Raw genomic sequence first — 17,274 nt, 5'->3', positions numbered from 1 at the left:
CTGGACTGGCAACCCTATTACCAGCCGCGGACCTTGCGTCCGTACTCGGTGTCGGGGTGCAGCAGAGCGTCGGCGACCCGACCGCCAGCGTCCTTGGCGCCACCTCCGAAGTTCAGCACGCCGACGGCGTTCGCGCTGGCGGCGATGCCGTCCCAGAAGCGGGCATCGCGGTCCCAGCGCACGGAGTCCAGCAGGCTGGTCAGCTGGTCCTCGGTGAGCCGCTGGCCGGAGGCAGCCCAGCTGGTGGCCTGGTGAGCGGCGACGCCGAGACCGGCCAGGACGGCCGGGGCGGACACAGCGCTGCGGGCGGCGAAGTGCGGGTAGAGGCGGGCGATGAGGCGCGAGAGCAGCGGAACGAGCTGCTGCTCGATGTGCTCGGTGGTGACGCCCTCGGGCAAGGCGTCTTCATGCATGGTCGCGGACGACAGTCCGAGCCCGCGCCGCCCATGCAGGCTGGTGATCACCAGCGCCCGGAGGGCGGAGAGAGTCACGACCTCCGGATCGGTCTTGGTCAGCTGCCGCTTGCGGGCCTGAACGAGCTTGGCGAACGGAATGATCTTCCCGTCGTGCTCGATCTTGACGGTGCTCGCGACGCGGTGGGCGAGCTGGGTGCCGATGTCGCGCTGGTCCATGGACATGGCCAGGTTCTTGGCGACAGGGACGCCCTCGACGTTGCGGTCGTAGAAGATCTGCCGGGCGTCCTCGACACTCAGGCCGAAGTACAGCTCGAACGGCACCCGGACGGCGCTCAGCTTCTGGTAGGTGGTTCCGAAGCGCTCCGGGTTGTCGTACAGCTCGTGCCAGGCGGTGACCTGGGTCTCGCCGTCGATGGCAACGACGGGGGAGCCAGGGAGGACGGTGACGGTACGGATGCCGCTGCCGGGTACCAGTTCCTCGCTCACGGCGCCGGGGTGCCCGTCCAGCCACAGGGTGATGGGCGGGGTCGACCACGCGCAGCCGTGGTCACCGTTGATCCCGGAAGCGATGTACGAGGCGTACGAGACAACGTTCCGGCCCTTCTGAGATGCCTTCAGCATCCGCTGGACCAGCGCGCGCACCTCGGCGTGCCGGCGCAGGGTGCCGGAGGCGTACTTCAGGGCCCGCGTGTCCTCCTCGGCCTTCGGGGAGGGCACGAGCTGCAGGAGGGTCGGCAGTGCCATCGTTCCGATAACCGCGTCCGGGCGGAACGGGGTCACGGTCAGCTGGATGCCCTCAACGGTGGCGGTCGGCATGGTCAGGCTCATGGGGCGGCTTCCTCTCGGTGCGACAGGCGGCGGGGCACGGCGGGCGGTCCGCGGTGCTGGTCCGAACGACGAGTGGTGCGATCCGAGAGTGACCGAGCTGGCGCGACTCAAGCCACTTGTCACTTGATAACCGGGGTTATCAGTCCACCATGCAGATCCTCCGACGATGGCGTCCTAGAGTGGCGGCATCCGAAGCACCGAGAGTCGGCGAACGCCTCAACTCGAGGCCGCTTAGTGACCAGCCGAGAGAGGAGATCAGCGCCATGCCCGCCGAGTCGTTAATCCCTGGCACCGCGAGGGTGAGTGGCGGTGTGCTGCTGGTTTCCATGGCTGAGATCGCGGAACTGGCACAGGTCAAGCGGCCGGTGGTCTCCACCTGGCGCCGGAGATACGCCGACTTTCCCGCGCCCGCTGCCCAGAACGCCGGCCACCCCTTGTTCGACGGTCAGCAGGTGGTCGAGTGGCTCATCGCCACCGGTCTGGGCAACACCCACCCGGGCCAGTTGCGCGCAGAGATCGTTCTCCACGGCATCGCCGCCCAGGCCGACCGAACCGACCCCCTTCGCATCGTCGAGACCCTCGGCGCTCTGCTGTGTCTGCGCCACCTGGACGAACGGCCGGTCGCCGACGAAGCGACGGTGAGCACGCCCGAGGAAGCCCGCACTGCCCTCCTGCGCCGGGCCGAGCGTATGGACCCGGAGGATGAGTTCGTCCTTCGCGAGCTGCGGACGGCCGGCGCCGACGTAGTCCCGCTCGCCCACCTCGCCGAAGCCATCGTGGAGGCCGCCTACGGAGAGCGAGGAGCGCACGAGTGGCTGCTTGCCTCACGCTCCCGGCTCCGCCTGCCCGCGCTGACCGCCGATGCCTTGACCGCCGAGCTCCAGAGTCTCCTCGTCGATCTCACCGACCTGCGAGGCCGCCTCGACCGACAAGGCTCGGTCACGCTTGCCGATCCGCATGCCCGCGCGGGCGACCTGCTCGTCGCCCAAATCCGCGAGGCCGACGCGTCCGACGCCATCACGGCCATGGCGGCCGACCCGGAGGAGCGGCTGGCCCGTATCGCCCGGCGTCGCCTGCTGCTGGCCGGCATCGACGAGTTCTCGCTCGACGTTCAGGTCGGTCAGGCTCTCGAGGAGAGCTTCGCGGACCCTGACCTGATCGTCACCCAGCTTCCCTTCCAGCCCGGCGAAGACCGGTCGGTGCTCGCCGCTCTGGAGGGCATCGAGCGCGTCGCCGACCTGCTCGGTCCCGGTTGTACTGCCCTTGTTCTCGGCCCGGCTGACGCACTCGTCGACGCTCTGCCCGGCACAGCGGAGTCCCAGCTGCGCTCCGCCCTGCTGCGAAGCAAGGTCGTGGAGGCTGTGATCGCCCTGCCCGGCGGCGTGCTGCCCTACCGGCCCGGCTACCGCGCGGCGCTGTGGGTGCTCACCCGCGGCCAGGTCTCGACGGCGGAGGGCAACGTGTTGCTCGCCGATATCAGTGCCGAGCCCCTCACTGAGGTGGTACGCATGCGGCTGGCCGAGGACATCCTTCTGTGGCGTACCGAAGGCTTCCGTGCCCTCGACGGCCACGACCCTCGCTACGGTCGCGCGGTGCGCGTCGCCGAGCTGGACCATGCCTTCGGTGGCCCACTCACCCCGCCGGGTCCGCCTGCCTCTCAGATCCTGGCCCTTGCCGTCAGGGAGCGTCCCGCCCTCATCGCCGAGGCCGAGGGCCGCCTGGAGCGAGCTGCCAAGACAGGCCGATCGTACGACGACGAGTACGGCCCCTACCGGGGCGGCGTCGTTCGCCGCACCGGACCGCGTCCCCGCCGCACTACCCTCGGCGCGTTGATCGCCGAGGACCGGGTCACCAAGATCAAGGGCCACCGCCTTGACCAGCGGCACCTGATCGGAGGCGGCCAAGGCGGCCACCACACCGTGCTCGGCCCCGAGGAGGTCACCGGACGAAGTGGTGTCGGGGCCCGGCGTATCGACCGGCTGGTACTGGCGACGGTGTACGAGCACGTCGCGCTCACCGAACCGGGCGATCTCGTCTACACCCTGACGCCCGAACTCGGCTTGCTCATCGACCACGATGGGTTCAGCGTTGCGGCCTTCCCGGCGCGCGTGCTGCGCGTCAACCCGGACGCCGAACGCCCGCTGACACCGCGCGTGCTGGCCGCCCTACTTGGAGCAGCCCGAGGTACCGGCCGCAGCCCCAGCGCCGTACGCCCTGCCCACCGCATCGAGGAGTACCAGCTCCCCGACCTTGACCCGGACGAGGTGGCGCGCTTCGACGCGTTACTGGCCGAGACCGAGCGCCGCGAGCGGATGCTGTGCACACAAGTCGAAGCGCTCGCCGAAGCATGCCAGCTGACCATCGCGGGCCTGGCCGACGGCACCCTCACTTTCGGCGATACCCGGCCCTTACCACCGCGCTCACTGACAGACTGACCCATCGAACCACGGACCAGGAAGAAGGAACGATGCCCCCGCGCAAGCGAGCCACTACAGCCCAGGGCGAACTGCCTGGTGTCTCCAGCACCAAGGAGATCCAGGACATCCTGTGGAAGGCCGCGGACAAGCTCCGCGGCTCCATGGACGCCGCCCAGTACAAGGAGTTCGTCCTGGGCCTGGTGTTCCTGAAGTACGTCTCGGATGCGTTCGCTGAGCGCCGAGCGGAACTTGCTGCCGACCCGGAGCTGGCGGAGATCCCCGAGCACCGGCGGGCTGCATTCCTGGAGGAGAAGGACGAATACACCGAGAAGAACGTCTTCTGGGTGCCGCCCACTGCCCGCTGGGACTACATCGCTGAGAACGCGACCAGCGCGGAGGGCGGCGTCGGCAAGCTCCTCGACGACGCCATGGACGAGGTCATGAAGGCCAACAAGGCCCTCACCGGCGTCCTTCCGAAGATCTTCAACCGCGACAATGTCGACCGAAAGCGCCTGAAGGAGCTCGTTGACCTCATCAGCGATGCCCGTTTCACCGGGCACGGCGATCGTCCGGCGCAGGACGTGCTCGGCGAGGTCTACGAGTATTTTTTGGAGAAGTTCGCGAGGGCTGAGGGCAAGCGCGCCGGCGAGTTCTACACTCCCGCGAGCGTGGTGCGGCTGCTCGTCGAGGTGCTGGAGCCGTATGAGGGGCGTGTCTACGACCCGGCCTGCGGCTCGGGCGGCATGTTCGTCCAGGCGGAGAAGTTCGTGCTGCGGCACCGAGGACGCGACCACAGCCACGACATCGCCGTGTACGGCCAAGAGGCTAACGAGCGCACCTGGCGCCTGGCCAAGATGAACCTCGCCATCCACGGCATCGACCCCAAGGGCGTCGGTGACCGTTGGGCCGACACGTTCGCCGACGACAAACTGCCCGACCTCAAGGCCGACTTCATCATGGCCAACCCCCCGTTCAACATGTCCGACTGGGCACGTAGGACGGATGACCCGCGCTGGACGTACGGCGTCCCGCCGCAGTCCAACGCCAACTATGCCTGGCTTCAGCACATTGCGTCGAAGCTTGGGGACCGCGGCAGCGCCGGCGTCGTCCTCTCCAACGGCTCCATGTCCTCGAAGCAGTCCGGAGAGGGTGAGATCCGCGCCGCGCTCGTCGAGGCCGACCTGATCGCCTGCATGGTTGCCCTCCCCGGCAACCTGTTCCGTACGACGGCTATCCCGGCCTGCCTGTGGTTCCTCACTAGGGACAAGACACCACAGGGCGCGAAGGCCCTGACCGACCGCCGCAGCGAGGTGCTGTTCATCGACGCGCGTGCGATGGGCACGATGATCGACCGCACCGAGCGCATCCTCACGGGCGACGACCTGGAGAAGATCTCCGACACCTACCATGCATGGCGCGGCACCAAGTCCGCGAAGAAGAAGGCACTTTCCTACGAGGATGTCCCCGGCTTCTGCTACAGCGCCACGCTGCAAGAGATCGCCAAGCACGACCACGAGCTCACCCCGGGACGGTATGTCGGGGCGGCGGAGGCAGAGGAAGACCCGGATGCCGAGCCGGTGGGGGAGCGCATTGCGCGGCTGACGAAGGAACTGTTCGAGCAGTTGGACGAATCGGCGCGGCTCGACACCGTGGTGCGTGACCAGTTGGGGAGGATCGATGGCTGACGCAATCGTCGACGCAGTGCCGAGTCCATGGGAAGCCACCACTCTGGCCGAGATCTGTGAACGCGGCGGCGGGAACATTCAAACTGGCCCATTCGGCAGCCAGCTGCACGCATCTGATTACGTGCCGGTGGGCATTCCCAGCGTCATGCCTCAGGATATCGGCGATAATGTAATCCGCGAAGATTCCATTGCGCGCATTTCTCCAAGTGACGCCCAGAGACTCTCCCGCTACCTCCTAGCTGAGGACGACATCGTGTACTCGCGCCGCGGCGATGTGGAGCGAAGGGCGCTAGTGAGAAGCGAGCAGAATGGGTGGCTCTGCGGAACTGGGTGTCTTCGAATTAGGCCGGGGGGAGGGATCTACTCCCCCTTCCTTTCCTATTATCTGGGGCACCCGGAAGTCCGGCAATGGATCGTGCGACACGCCGTCGGTGCGACGATGCCGAACTTGAATACCAAGATCCTTGGGGCCGTTCCAGTAGTGGTGCCGCCAGCGGCTGAGCAAAGGGCAATCGCGGAATTGCTCGGTGCCTTGGATGGCAAGATCAGGATTAATGAGCGAATTGCGTCCGCAGCCGACGAACTCCGTTCGGCGTCATATGAGGCCGCACTTCTGGAAGCGCCCGGTGAATTCTCCTATCAGCCACTTTCCGGTGTGGCAGAGTTCGTTAACGGTCGCGCCTTCACCAAAGGGGCAACGGGTACAGGGCGAATGGTTGTCCGAATCGCCGAGATCAACTCTGGCCCTGGATCATCGACGGTTTACAACGACATCGAAGTCCCTGGCCATCATCTGGCGCATCCCGGTGACGTACTATTCGCCTGGTCCGGCTCTCTCACGGTAGCTCGGTGGTATCGCCGTGAGGCGATCATCAATCAACACATCTTTAAGGTCATCCCGAGGGGGAATAACCCTTTGTGGCTTGCCTTCGAGCTGATCAATCTGAAATTGGCAGAGTTCCGAGCGATTGCTGCCGATAAGGCAACTACCATGGGGCATATTCAGCGCCGTCATCTTGACGAGCCGGTTCCGACTCCGAGCGTTGCAATGTTGCAGAAGCTCGATGGCCAGCAGCGACCGCTTTGGGCCCGAGCGCTCGAAGCCGAGCGGGAGTCGCTCACACTCACTGCCCTGCGCGACACTCTGCTCCCCCAACTCATGTCCGGCAAGCTGCGCGTGCGCGACGCGGAGAGGATCGTGGAGGACACCGTATGACTAGCGGAAGCGCCGAGGACGGTGGGAAGATGACCGAGTCCACCTGGGAAAGCCTGGCCATGGAGGAACTCGCCGAGCTCGCTTGGCAGCCTATGGCCGGCAAGGACCTCGCCCCCGGTTCCGGGCACCGCAAGGACTGGGACGACCTGATCCTGCACGATGAGCTCAAGTCGGCAATCGAACGGCTGAATCCGGACCTTCCGCCTGCCGCCGTACGCGACGCGCTCCGCATAGCGACCGACCCCGCGTCCCGTGAGGCGTACCCGGAGAACAAGCAAGCGCATGCCCACCTGACCGCCGGTATCCGCCTCACCTACACCGACGACTTCGGGGCCGAGCAGGCGCCCACCGTGCGCCTACTCGACGTCAACTCCCCGGAAGCGAACACGTACCACGCCATCAACCAGGTCACCTTGATGGACGGCGACCACCACCGCCGCTTCGACGTCGTGCTCTACGTCAACGGCCTGCCGCTCGCCGTGATCGAGCTGAAGAGCGCTGCGGCCGAGCACGCGACGCTCAAGGACGCGCACGCGCAGCTGCAGACCTACGTCGCCGAGTTTCCGATCGCTTTTCGTTACAACGTTCTCTGTCTCGTTTCGGACGGGATCACCGCCAAGTACGGTACGGCCTTCACCCCGTACGAGCACTTCGCGCCGTGGAATGTGGACGAGGATGGCGCCCGAGTCGACACCAACGCGTCCGACTACGACGGCGTAGAGGCGCTTAGCCTTGCCCTCCACGGGCTGTTCAACCAGCCCCGCTTCCTCTCCCTCACCGCCAACTTCGTCAACTTCACCGCCACCGGCAAGCGCATCGCCAAGCCGCATCAGTACTTCGCGGTCACCAAGGCCGTGGACGCGATCGTCAAAGCCTCCCGCAGCCACGGGCAGGCCGGCGTGGTCTGGCACACCCAGGGCGCCGGCAAGTCCGAGGAGATGGTGGAGGCCTCCGCTCTGGTCTCCCGCCATCCCGCCCTGAACAACCCCACCATCGTCGTGATCACCGACCGCAACGACCTCGACGACCAGCTCTATGACACCTTCCAGGACAGCCAGATGCTTCTGGGGCAGGCGCCCCTCCAGGTCGCCACCCGGGACGAACTGCGCACCGAACTGCTCAACCGCCGCACCGGCGGAATCGTCTTCACCACCCTGCAGAAGTTCGGCCTCACCCAAGAGGAGAAGGCCGCCGGCGCCGTCCACCCGCTGCTGTCCGAGCGCCGCAATATCCTGGTCATCGTCGACGAGGCGCACCGCTCGCACTACGACAGCCTCGACGGATACGCCCGCCACCTGCGCGACGCGCTCCCGTACGCCACGCTGATCGCCTTCACCGGCACACCGATCTCGAAGGCCGAGGCCGACACTCGGGCCGTGTTCGGCGAGTACATCGACATCTACGACCTCAAGCGGGCCGTGGACGATGACGCGACTGTCCGCGTCTACCACGAACCGCGGGTCATCGACGTGTCGCTCCCGCCGGGCATCGACCCGGACGCCATCGACGAGCAGGCCAACGCCCTTACCGAGGGCATGGACGACGCCGAGCGCCGCCGCGCCGTGCAGTACGCGGCGACCATGAATACTGTCTATGGTGCACCCGACCGCATAGCTACCCTCGCCGACGACCTGGTCTCCCATTGGGACCAGCGCCGCGAGCTGATGAAGCCACAGATCGGCGGGCCGGGCAAGGCGATGATCGTGTGCGCCACTCGGGAGATCTGCGTCCGACTGTACGACGCGCTGGCGGATCTCCGCCCGCAGTGGGCGAGCGACGATGTCGACAAGGGCGTCATGAAGATCGTCTTCCACGGCGACCGTACCGACCCCGAGCACCTGCGCAAGCACGCCCTGCGCAAGTCCCAGCAGAAGGTCGTCCAGGCTCGCGCGAAGAACGCCGACGACGAACTCGAACTGCTCATCGTCCATTCGATGCTGCTTACCGGCTATGACGCGCCGCCCATCCACACCATCTACATGGACCGGCCCATGCGCGGAGCCAACCTGATGCAGGCCCTTGCCCGCGTCAACCGCCGCTTCCGCGGCAAGCAGGACGGCCTTCTCGTCGGGTACGCACCGCTCACCGACAACCTCACCAAGGCCCTGGCCGAGTACTCGCCCAGCGACCAGCAGGACAAGACCCTTGGCGCCGACATCGAGCGCGCCATCACCGAGGTAAAGAACGAACTCACCACCATCAAGGGCCTGCTGGCGGGAACCCACTGGAAGGAGCTGCTCGCCGACACCGCCCACCCCAAGCCGCGCACGCGTGCTCTGCGGCTGGTCTCCAACTACTTGCGTGACCCGCTTACTCCCGGCAACAAGGTCGACCCTGGCGTCAAGCCGCTCTCCGCCCGCTTCAAGGAGAGCGCCGCACGACTGGAGCGCTTCTACCGGCTGTGCTCGATGAGCCGCGATATCACCGAGCGCTGCGCGGACCTCGAGGACTGGCGCCGCGACATCGCATTCTTCACCGAGGTACGGGCCTGGATGGTCAAGCTCGACGCCGCCGACCGCGAGGCGACCGGCCAACCGCTGACCGCGGAGGTTCGGCTCTACCTCGAACAGCTCGCCGCCTCGGTCGTCGACGCCGATGACATCACCGACCTCTACGCCGAGGCTGGCATCGGCAGGCTCGACATCACCCGCCTGAACGAGGCACAGCTGCGGAAGCTGGAGAACTCCGAGACCCCGCACCTGGTTGCCGAGGCCCTGCGCCGCATGATCCAGCAGAAGATGCGCGAGGTGACCAAGCACAACATCGTTCGCCATGAGAGCTTCTCCGAGCGCCTGGACGACCTGATGAAGCGCTACATGCTCCAGCAGCTCACCAGTGCCCAGGTGATCGCCGAACTCGCCGCCATGGCCCAGGAGGTGTCCGCCGAGGCCCGCCGCGGTGAGCGCTTTGACCCGCCCCTCAATCACGCTGAGCTTGCCTTTTACGACGCTGTGGCCCACCGCGACATGGCCGAGCTCATGACTGGCGGCGACGAGACGCTGGCGGAGATCGCCCGTGCCCTGGTCGCCGACATCCGCAAGAACCTGTCCGTCGACTGGCTCTCCCGCGAACCGGTCCGTGCCAAGCTCCGCAGTCGTATCCGCCGGGTCCTCGCGAAGTTCGACTACCCGCCGGAGGAGGAGCGCGAGGCGGTCGACCTCGTCCTCAAGCAGATGGAGACGTTCGCCCAGGAATGGGCTCCCAAGGCCAAGGAGTGAAGGCAAGGCCGGGCCGCGTCAAGATCGGCGCCTCCAACATGCGCCAGGCGATCTTGACGTCGAGACCGTCGAATTGAAGGCGCCGGGGCATGGCGTGGCCCTACGAGCGGGTTGTGCCGTGCTCCAGGTAGACAATCTCGGAGCGGGTTCGGGCGATGCAGGCGGCGTGGTACCTCTGGGGCATTGTGCTCGACGTGCGCCGCCCACTCGGCAGGTGTTGTCAGCTATGCTCACTGCCGCCTTCCCAGGATGTGATTGCTGATGAGCACTCAGGCCGATGGGCTCGAGCCGTGGAAGATCTACGGCGACCGCGTGGTCTATGACAACCCATGGGTACAGCTGGCGCTCGTGGACGTCGAACCGCCTGGCGTGGCGCGCTTCGAGCATCACGTCGTGCGGTTGAAGCGCGTGGCCATCGCCGCGGTGCTGGACGCCGATGACCGCGTGTTGATGCTCTGGCGGTACCGCTTCGTGCCGCAGTCCTGGGGCTGGGAGCTTCCCGGTGGCATCGTCGATCCCGGCGAGGACGGTCTGGGGGCTGCTCTGCGCGAGGTCGAGGAGGAGACCGGCTGGCGACCGGATCACCTCGACCACGTGGTTACGTTCCAGCCGATGGCCGGCATGGTGGACTCGCCGCACGAGGTGTTCGTCGGCCAGGGGGCGACCCTCGTGGGCGCGCCCGAGGACGGCGAGGAGGCCGGCCACGTCGCGTGGGTGCCGATGTCCGAGATCCCGATGCTCATGGCGGAGGAGAAGCTCATGGGCTCGGGAACCCTCGTGGCGCTCCTGCATGTCCTGGCGTCCCGTAGGCAGTGACAGCTGGGCGGATCGCCGCGCTCATCGTGGTGCTTCGAACTTTCCAACCGGCTGGTCGATTCCGGCGCGTTGGCGGGCTATACCCGTGCGGTTGGCCAGGAGCCGCGCCTGACGGAGGTGGTTCACCACGCTGGCGGTTCAGCCGAGGTAGGGGTAGGTGCCGGCTAGGTAGTCGCCGATCTGGTGGCGCATGCTGCGGTGGATGGCGTACTGGGCGAGATCGACGGGCTGGACGAAGCGGACAGCGTCGGCTTCGTCGTTGACCGTCGGCTCGCCGTTGACAGGGCGGCCGATGTAGGTGGTCTCGTACTGCTGGCGGATCTCGCCATCGGCGTAAGCGACGATGTGGTTCGGATCGGTGTAGACACCGAGGAAGCCGCCCCGCTCGGCGACGGGATGACCCTGTACGACGTGCTCTCCGGTCAGCCCACCGCCGACACTTGCTTCGAGGGCTTTGACGACCCGCGCTTGATCGCGATCCTGGACGCTCTCTCCGAGAAGGAGCGGGCGGTGACCATCGCACGCAGCCGCCCCGGGGTCACCAGCTGGCCCGAAGCCGCTCGGGTCGCTGGCCTTCCCCAGCCGGAAGTCGCTGGCGAGCAGATCCGCCGGAAGGTAAAGCGGCTCGCCAAGCAGCTCAGCGACCGCCCCCCCCCGGGGGGGGCTCGGGACGGTGAGGGGAGTGGCCGGTGAGCGCCCCTGCTCAAACTCCGTCGCGCTCGCCACTGTGTGATCGACACAGACGGTGCAGAGGAGCTCACCGGCCCTGATCTGGTGCCGGAGTGGCGGCTGGCAATCAGGTTGGTGGACGTGAAGAGGCCCGCTCCAATGGAGTGGGCCTGTCCATGTCATGCATCGCATCCGGGTTGGCGGCAACGGGTCTCCGAAACATCGACCGTCCGGGTTCCGAGGACGGGGTAACTGACCGGGGCGGTCAGCTGGCGATCAAGCTTCCGATCGACTGCAGTACCGTCCCGAGGGCGGCCAGCGCCAAGCCGACCGACTCCGTGGTGAGGCCCTCGGACATTGCGAGGTCGAGTTTCGCGCCCTGCTCCGCGACCCGTTCCGCCACGTTGGAGTCCAGAGCCTTGATCTGTTCGGCTGCCGAGGCTGAGGACGCCTGAACGGCCCTTTCCAGGCACTGGACGCGCTCCACCAGGTAAGCCATCAACTGGGCCTGCGTCGCATTGGGGTCCGGGCTGGTCGCGATGGCCGCGTTTTCGGCGGTGGCCACGGCATCGACCGCGACAAGATGCGCCGTCTGCTCGGGCGGCTGACGCCGGACCAGGCGCATCCCTGAATCTCGGACCGTGCGCGCGGTCGTACGCAGCGTTCCCCAAGCCCCCAGTCGGTCCGGTGCGTATTGCTCGCGTGTCGACTGCACGCCTAGCCCGGCGAAACACAGGCCGGCGAGCGTCAGGAGTCCGCCTAGGGCCTGCAGAAGGATGGCCACGCGGCTGACTTTAGGCGGGCTGCTGCAGCCTGAACCGACACCACACCGCCAGTCGTCAAGTGCAGCCCCAACGCACGATGGTCGAGGTTGAAGGATTGTGATCGACGTCACGTGGCTTTGGCGCTCAGGCGGCCTGACAGGGCTGCCCGGATTCGCTGCGATTCGGAGCCGTTGGCGTCAGCGTTGGCGTCAAACAGCACAAAAATGCCCCCGAAGCGAGCTGCTTCGAGGGCATCGTGCCTGGTCAGGCTATGTGGCCAGGGCCGGGGTCGAACCGGCGACCTTCCGCTTTTCAGGCGGACGCTCGTACCAACTGAGCTACCTGGCCGTACTGCATCGCCTCTTGCGAGACGAGCGATCCTGACGGGACTTGAACCCGCGACCTCCACCTTGACAGGGTGGCGAGCTAACCAACTGCTCCACAGGACCTCGTGCGGATCTCATCCGCCTCAGCGCCTTGCGGCACTGACTTTACTACGGTACTACCGTGCCCCCAACGGGATTCGAACCCGTGCTACCGCCTTGAAAGGGCGACGTCCTGGGCCACTAGACGATGAGGGCTTGCGGCCCGCCCGGCTGGCTTTCAGCGGTCGGGGACGTGAGAAGCATATGGGATGCCGGGCGGGAAAGCCAAAACGGTTTCGGCCCGGCGGGTCAGCGGCCCAGCTCAGGACCGGTCGGGTGACCCCGCGCGGTGCGCACCCGGCGGTCAGGACCAGCCCAGTTCGTGCAGTTCGTGGTCGTCGAAGCCGAAGTGGTGCGCCACCTCGTGGATCACGGTGATGCGGACCTCCGCCACCGCCTCCTCCTGGGTCTCGCACTGCCGCAGGGTCGGCCCCATGTAGATGATGATCCGATCGGGCAGCACCCCGGCGTACCACTCGCCCCGCTCGGTCAGCGGGGTGCCCTCGTACAGGCCGAGCAGGTCGGGGGCGGCCGGGTCCGGTTCGTCCTCGACGAAGACCGCGACGTTGTCCATCAGGGCCGCGAGCTGCGGCGGGATCTGGTCGAGGGCGTCGGAGACCAGCGTCTCGAACTCGTCCCGGGTCATGTCCACCGCCTCATTGTCGGATGTCCCGTGACGACGTGCCAGATGATCGACGCCAGCGATTCGCCGGGGTGATTCACCGGGGTGGTTCACTGAGGTGTGAAATCGAACCCCGCCGGAGCGCCGCCCCGGGCAGCAGCGCCCCGGCGCCCGGCCCCGCTGCGCGGCCAGGGACCGACCGTGGCCGTCGTCGCTGTCGGCGGGGCCCTCGGTGCGGTCGCCCGGTACGGCGCCGGGCTGCTGCGGCCGGCCGCCCCCGCGGCGTTCCCCTGGACCACCCTGCTGATCAACACGGCGGGCTGCGCCGCCATCGGGGTCCTGCTGGTGCTGGTCACCGAGGCCCGGTGGGGGCACCCGCTGCTGCGGCCGTTCCTGGGCACCGGGGTGCTGGGCGGGTTCACCACGTTCTCGACCTACACCGTGGACGTCCAGCGGCTGATCGACCTCGGCGAGCCCGGGCGCGCCCTGTCCTACCTGCTGGGCACCGTCCTCGCGGCGCTCGCCGCGGTCTGGGCGGCCGCGACGCTCACCCGACTGGCCGTCGTCGGCCGGAGGCCGGCATGACCGCCGGGGACGCGGCCGCTCCGGCCGTGCCCGCCCGGGAACTGCGCGCCACCGTGCTGATCGGCGACCACGACACCTGGCACCACCGGCCGCTGTCCGCCGAGATCGTCCGCCGGGCGCACGCCGCCGGCCTGGCCGGGGCGAGCGTGTTCCACGGCGTCGAGGGCTTCGGTGCCGGCGCCACCGTGCACACCTCGCGGCTGCTGTCGCTGAGCGAGGGCCTGCCGGTGGCCGTGGTGATCGTCGACGAGGCCGAGCGGGTCCGCGCCTTCCTGCCGGAGCTGGACGGGCTGATCGGCAGCGGCCTGGTGGTGCTCGACGAGGTCGAGGTGGTCCGCTACGGCCGGGGCACGCCGGGCCGCGGCCGGGGAGACGACCGGTGACCTGGCTGCTGGTGATCGCCGGGGCCGTGGTCGGTGCGCCGCTGCGCTATCTGACGGACCGTACGATCCAGTCCCGGCACGACTCGGCCTTCCCCTGGGGCACCTTCGTGGTGAACGTCGCCGGCAGCCTGGTGCTCGGCCTGCTGGCGGGCGCGGTGGCTGCCGGCGCGGCCTCCTCCCGGCTCCAGCTGCTGATCGGCACGGGTCTGTGCGGGGCGCTCACCACCTACTCGACGTTCTCGTACGAGACGCTGCGGCTGGCCGAGACGGGCGCGCGGCTGTACGCGGTGGCGAACGTGGCCGGCAGCGTGCTGGCGGGGATCGGCGCCGCGTACACCGGGACGGCGGCCGCCCGCGCCCTGTGGGGCTGACGGCCGGGGCTGACGGCCGGTGACGCGGGGCCGGTGACGGATGTCCGGGCCGCAGGGACCCGGGACGCGGCCGACCGGGCGGTTGCCCGTGTCCGGCGGGGCGGCCGCGCGTTGGGCACCGAGAACGACGGACCGGCCCGGGTGGGGCGGCACGGGAGGTGGCTCGGTGGTGGCGGATCGTACGGCTGGTCCCGGGACGGGACGGCGGATGGCGGCGGGTGTCGCCGCGGCGGTGCTCGCGGGGTTCGGGCTGAGCGGGTGCATGTCGGTCGGTGCGGGCTCCGCGGACCAGCAGGGCACCGCCCGGCCGAGCGGCCCCGTCGGGGCGTCCGGCAAGGCCGGCAACGTCGGCGGCGCGGCCCGCAACTCCGGCAACGGCCAGCACGGCGAGCACGGCGCCGTGGTCGCGGGCGAGGGCGTCTCGCCGGGGACGACGCCGGCGGCGGAGGTGGCGGGGGTGGTGCCGGTCCCGGCCGAGTCGGGGGCGGTCGTCGCCCCGGTGGTGGTGCCAGGTGCGCCGAGCGACAGCGCGGGTGCGCCGAGCCCGGCCGGCCCGGCCAGCCCGGACGCCAGCCCCTCGGTGCCGTCCCACCCGTCACCAAGCTCACATCCGAGTTCCGCCCTCCCATCTGTCACACTGGGACCAGAACCATCCGCCAGTAACTCCGGATCATCGGCTCCAAGTGCGACTCCGGCCGGGCAATAGCGCTCTGGCCAGCGAGTTTGCCTTTGATCCCGAGGTTCCTCTATGGTGGTAGATCGTTCGTTTGATTCATTTGATTGGCGCCTCCATCTGTACCCGGCGCCCTTGGCGCGTTCCGGCGATCCGTGGCTGACCGCATAGAGGCGGTCTTAACAGAACCCCGGACTTTGGCGCGTGCCACTTCCGGAAGGTTTTGCATTGTCTCTCGTTGACGACGCCCGCTTCGCCATGCCCGCGAACGGGTCGGACGCCGCCGACTCCGTCCTGACCGACACCAACGACATCCTCGAGGCCGCCGAGGCCGAGACCGCCGCCGCGGTCGACCTCGACACCGCCTCGGACGTCGACTCCGACTCCGACGCCGCGCCGGCCGAGCCCACCATCACCTTCGGTGACCTGGGCCTCCCGGACGAGATCGTCCGGGCCCTCGCCAAGCGCGAGGTGGTCACCCCGTTCCCGATCCAGGCCGCGACCATTCCGGACGCCCTGGCCGGCAAGGACGTGCTGGGCCGTGGCCGTACCGGCTCCGGCAAGACCCTCAGCTTCGGCCTCCCGCTGCTCACCCGCCTCGCCGGCGGCGAGCGCACCCGGGCCAAGCACCCGCGCGGTCTGATCCTGGTCCCCACCCGTGAGCTGGCGATGCAGGTCGCCGACGCGCTGGAGCCGTTCGGCTCGGTGCTCGGCCTCAAGCTCAAGGTCGTCTGCGGCGGCACCTCGATGTCCAACCAGATGTACGCGCTGGAGCGCGGCGTGGACGTCCTGGTCGCCACCCCGGGCCGCCTGCGCGACCTGATCAACCGCGGCTCTGCCAAGCTCGCCGACGTCCAGGTCGCCGTGCTGGACGAGGCTGACCAGATGGCCGACATGGGCTTCCTGCCCGAGGTCACCGAGATCCTCGACCAGGTGCCGGCCGGCGGCCAGCGCCTGCTGTTCTCCGCCACCCTGGAGAACGAGATCGACACCCTGGTCAAGCGCTACCTGAACAACCCGGTCACCCACGAGGTCGACCCGTCGGCCGGCGCGGTCACCACCATGACCCACCACATCCTCGTGGTGAAGCCGAAGGACAAGGCGCCGATCACCAACGCCATCGCCGCCCGCAAGGGCCGGACGATCATCTTCGTCCGCACCCAGATGGGCGCCGACCGCGTCGCCGAGCAGCTGGTCGAGGCCGGCGTGAAGGCCGACGCGCTGCACGGCGGTATGACCCAGGGCGCCCGTACCCGGGTGCTGGGCGACTTCAAGGACGGCTACGTCAACGTGGTCGTCGCCACCGACGTCGCCGCCCGCGGCATCCACGTCGACGGCATCGACCTGGTGCTCAACGTCGACCCGGCCGGTGACCACAAGGACTACCTGCACCGCTCGGGCCGTACCGCCCGGGCCGGCCGCTCCGGCACCGTCGTCACCCTGGTGCTGCCGCACCAGCGCCGCGGCGTCTTCCGCCTGATGGAGGACGCAGGCGTGGACGCCTCGCGCCACATCCTCGACCACGCCTTCGACCCCGAGGTGTCCCGGATCACCGGTGCCCGCTCGCTGGTCGAGGTGCAGGCCGAGTCCGCGTCCGGCATCGCCGGTGCCGCGGAGCGCGAGGTCGCCGAGATGACCCGCCAGCTGGAGCGCGCCCAGCGTCGTGCCGCCGAGCTGCGCGAGGAGGCCGACCGCCTGGCCGCCCGTGCCGCCCGTGAGCGCGCCGCGCTCGGCATCGAGGACGAGGAGCCGGCCGCCGAGGCCGCCGACGCGACCACCGAGCCGGCCGCCGTCGAGACCGCCCCGGCGGTCGAGGAGGAGCGCGTCCCCGCGTACCGCGAGGCCCGCGCCGAGCGCCCGTCGTTCAACCGCGACCGTGACGAGCGCGGTGGGTTCAACCGCGACGACCGCGGCCGGGACCGGGACCGGGACGACCGTGGTGGCCGATCCTTCGGCCGGGACCGTGACGACCGTTCGGGTGGCCGCTCCTTCGGTGGCGACCGTGACAACCGTTCGGGTGGCTTCAACCGGGACAACCGTTCCGGTGGCTTCAACCGTGACGACCGTTCGGGTGGCCGCTCCTTCGGCGGTGACCGTGACAACCGTTCGGGTGGCTTCAACCGGGACAACCGTTCCGGTGGCTTCAACCGTGACGACCGTTCGGGTGGCCGCTCCTTCGGCGGTGA

At 68.5% G+C, this 17,274-nt stretch carries 13 protein-coding genes and 3 tRNA genes; 9 read left to right on the top strand and 7 right to left on the bottom strand.

Translation table 11 applies throughout. The features are described 5' to 3' along the window. Positions 1-17 precede the first annotated feature (17 nt). A complete protein-coding gene (locus tag AB0D08_RS04935; RefSeq protein WP_359886219.1) occupies positions 18-1,244 on the bottom strand; it encodes a DNA sulfur modification protein DndB in 1,227 nt (408 codons plus the stop codon). A gap of 263 nt (positions 1,245-1,507) precedes the next feature. On the opposite strand from AB0D08_RS04935, the gene AB0D08_RS04930 reads away from it, so the two are divergent. The 5 genes from AB0D08_RS04930 (at position 1,508) to AB0D08_RS04910 (ending at position 10,596) form a co-directional block, all read left to right on the top strand. Next, complete coding sequence (locus AB0D08_RS04930) at positions 1,508-3,679, top strand: N-6 DNA methylase (RefSeq protein ID WP_359886218.1); 2,172 nt, start codon at positions 1,508-1,510, stop codon at positions 3,677-3,679. Positions 3,680-3,711: 32 nt separating this feature from the next. Continuing rightward, positions 3,712-5,346, top strand: a complete 1,635-nt coding sequence (locus tag AB0D08_RS04925) for a class I SAM-dependent DNA methyltransferase (protein ID WP_359886217.1) — start codon at positions 3,712-3,714, stop codon at positions 5,344-5,346. Then, positions 5,339-6,562, top strand: coding sequence for a restriction endonuclease subunit S (locus AB0D08_RS04920; RefSeq protein WP_359886216.1), 1,224 nt, complete (start codon positions 5,339-5,341; stop codon positions 6,560-6,562). The genes AB0D08_RS04925 and AB0D08_RS04920 overlap by 8 nt, the downstream gene beginning before the upstream one ends. Before the next feature lie 29 nt (positions 6,563-6,591). After that, positions 6,592-9,780 carry a type I restriction endonuclease subunit R gene (locus tag AB0D08_RS04915; RefSeq protein ID WP_359886215.1) on the top strand — a complete coding sequence of 1,063 codons (3,189 nt, stop codon included), beginning with the start codon at positions 6,592-6,594 and terminating at the stop codon, positions 9,778-9,780. Between the two features lie 261 nt (positions 9,781-10,041). Next, on the top strand, positions 10,042-10,596 hold the full coding sequence (locus AB0D08_RS04910; protein WP_359886214.1) for an NUDIX hydrolase: 555 nt from the start codon (positions 10,042-10,044) through the stop codon (positions 10,594-10,596). Between the two features lie 138 nt (positions 10,597-10,734). Here AB0D08_RS04910 and AB0D08_RS04905 read toward each other — a convergent pair whose 3' ends face one another. From AB0D08_RS04905 to AB0D08_RS04880, 6 genes are all read right to left on the bottom strand, one after another. After that, a complete protein-coding gene (locus AB0D08_RS04905; RefSeq protein ID WP_359886213.1) occupies positions 10,735-11,322 on the bottom strand; it encodes a hypothetical protein in 588 nt (195 codons plus the stop codon). Between the two features lie 208 nt (positions 11,323-11,530). Further along, positions 11,531-12,049, bottom strand: a complete 519-nt coding sequence (locus AB0D08_RS04900; RefSeq protein WP_359886212.1) for a hypothetical protein — start codon at positions 12,047-12,049, stop codon at positions 11,531-11,533. Between the two features lie 254 nt (positions 12,050-12,303). Beyond that, positions 12,304-12,377: transfer RNA gene (locus AB0D08_RS04895), tRNA-Phe, on the bottom strand. A 27-nt stretch (positions 12,378-12,404) separates the two neighbouring features. Then, positions 12,405-12,478: transfer RNA gene (locus AB0D08_RS04890), tRNA-Asp, on the bottom strand. Positions 12,479-12,537: 59 nt separating this feature from the next. Continuing rightward, positions 12,538-12,610, bottom strand: a tRNA-Glu gene (locus AB0D08_RS04885). 148 nt (positions 12,611-12,758) lie between these two features. After that, positions 12,759-13,100, bottom strand: a complete 342-nt coding sequence (locus AB0D08_RS04880; protein WP_033823592.1) for a metallopeptidase family protein — start codon at positions 13,098-13,100, stop codon at positions 12,759-12,761. Positions 13,101-13,277: 177 nt separating this feature from the next. On the opposite strand from AB0D08_RS04880, the gene crcB (AB0D08_RS04875) reads away from it, so the two are divergent. From crcB (AB0D08_RS04875) to AB0D08_RS04860, 4 genes are all read left to right on the top strand, one after another. Further along, positions 13,278-13,661, top strand: coding sequence for a fluoride efflux transporter CrcB (gene crcB / locus AB0D08_RS04875; RefSeq protein ID WP_033823591.1), 384 nt, complete (start codon positions 13,278-13,280; stop codon positions 13,659-13,661). Next, positions 13,658-14,044 (top strand): DUF190 domain-containing protein, encoded by a 387-nt coding sequence (locus AB0D08_RS04870; RefSeq protein WP_051813805.1) that lies wholly within the window; start codon positions 13,658-13,660, stop codon positions 14,042-14,044. Before crcB (AB0D08_RS04875) ends, AB0D08_RS04870 begins: the two co-directional genes overlap by 4 nt. After that, positions 14,041-14,415: a fluoride efflux transporter CrcB gene (crcB, locus tag AB0D08_RS04865; protein ID WP_033823590.1), complete on the top strand. Its 375-nt coding sequence runs from the start codon at positions 14,041-14,043 to the stop codon at positions 14,413-14,415. Before AB0D08_RS04870 ends, crcB (AB0D08_RS04865) begins: the two co-directional genes overlap by 4 nt. Positions 14,416-15,346: 931 nt before the next feature. Then, positions 15,347-17,274 (top strand): DEAD/DEAH box helicase (locus AB0D08_RS04860; protein WP_359886259.1); only part of this gene is annotated, 1,928 nt, incomplete at its 3' end.

Source organism: Kitasatospora sp. NPDC048540 (assembly GCF_040651175.1).
In the GTDB taxonomy this organism is placed as follows: Bacteria; Actinomycetota; Actinomycetes; order Streptomycetales; family Streptomycetaceae; genus Kitasatospora.
This window is presented reverse-complemented; position numbering and strand designations above follow the sequence as displayed.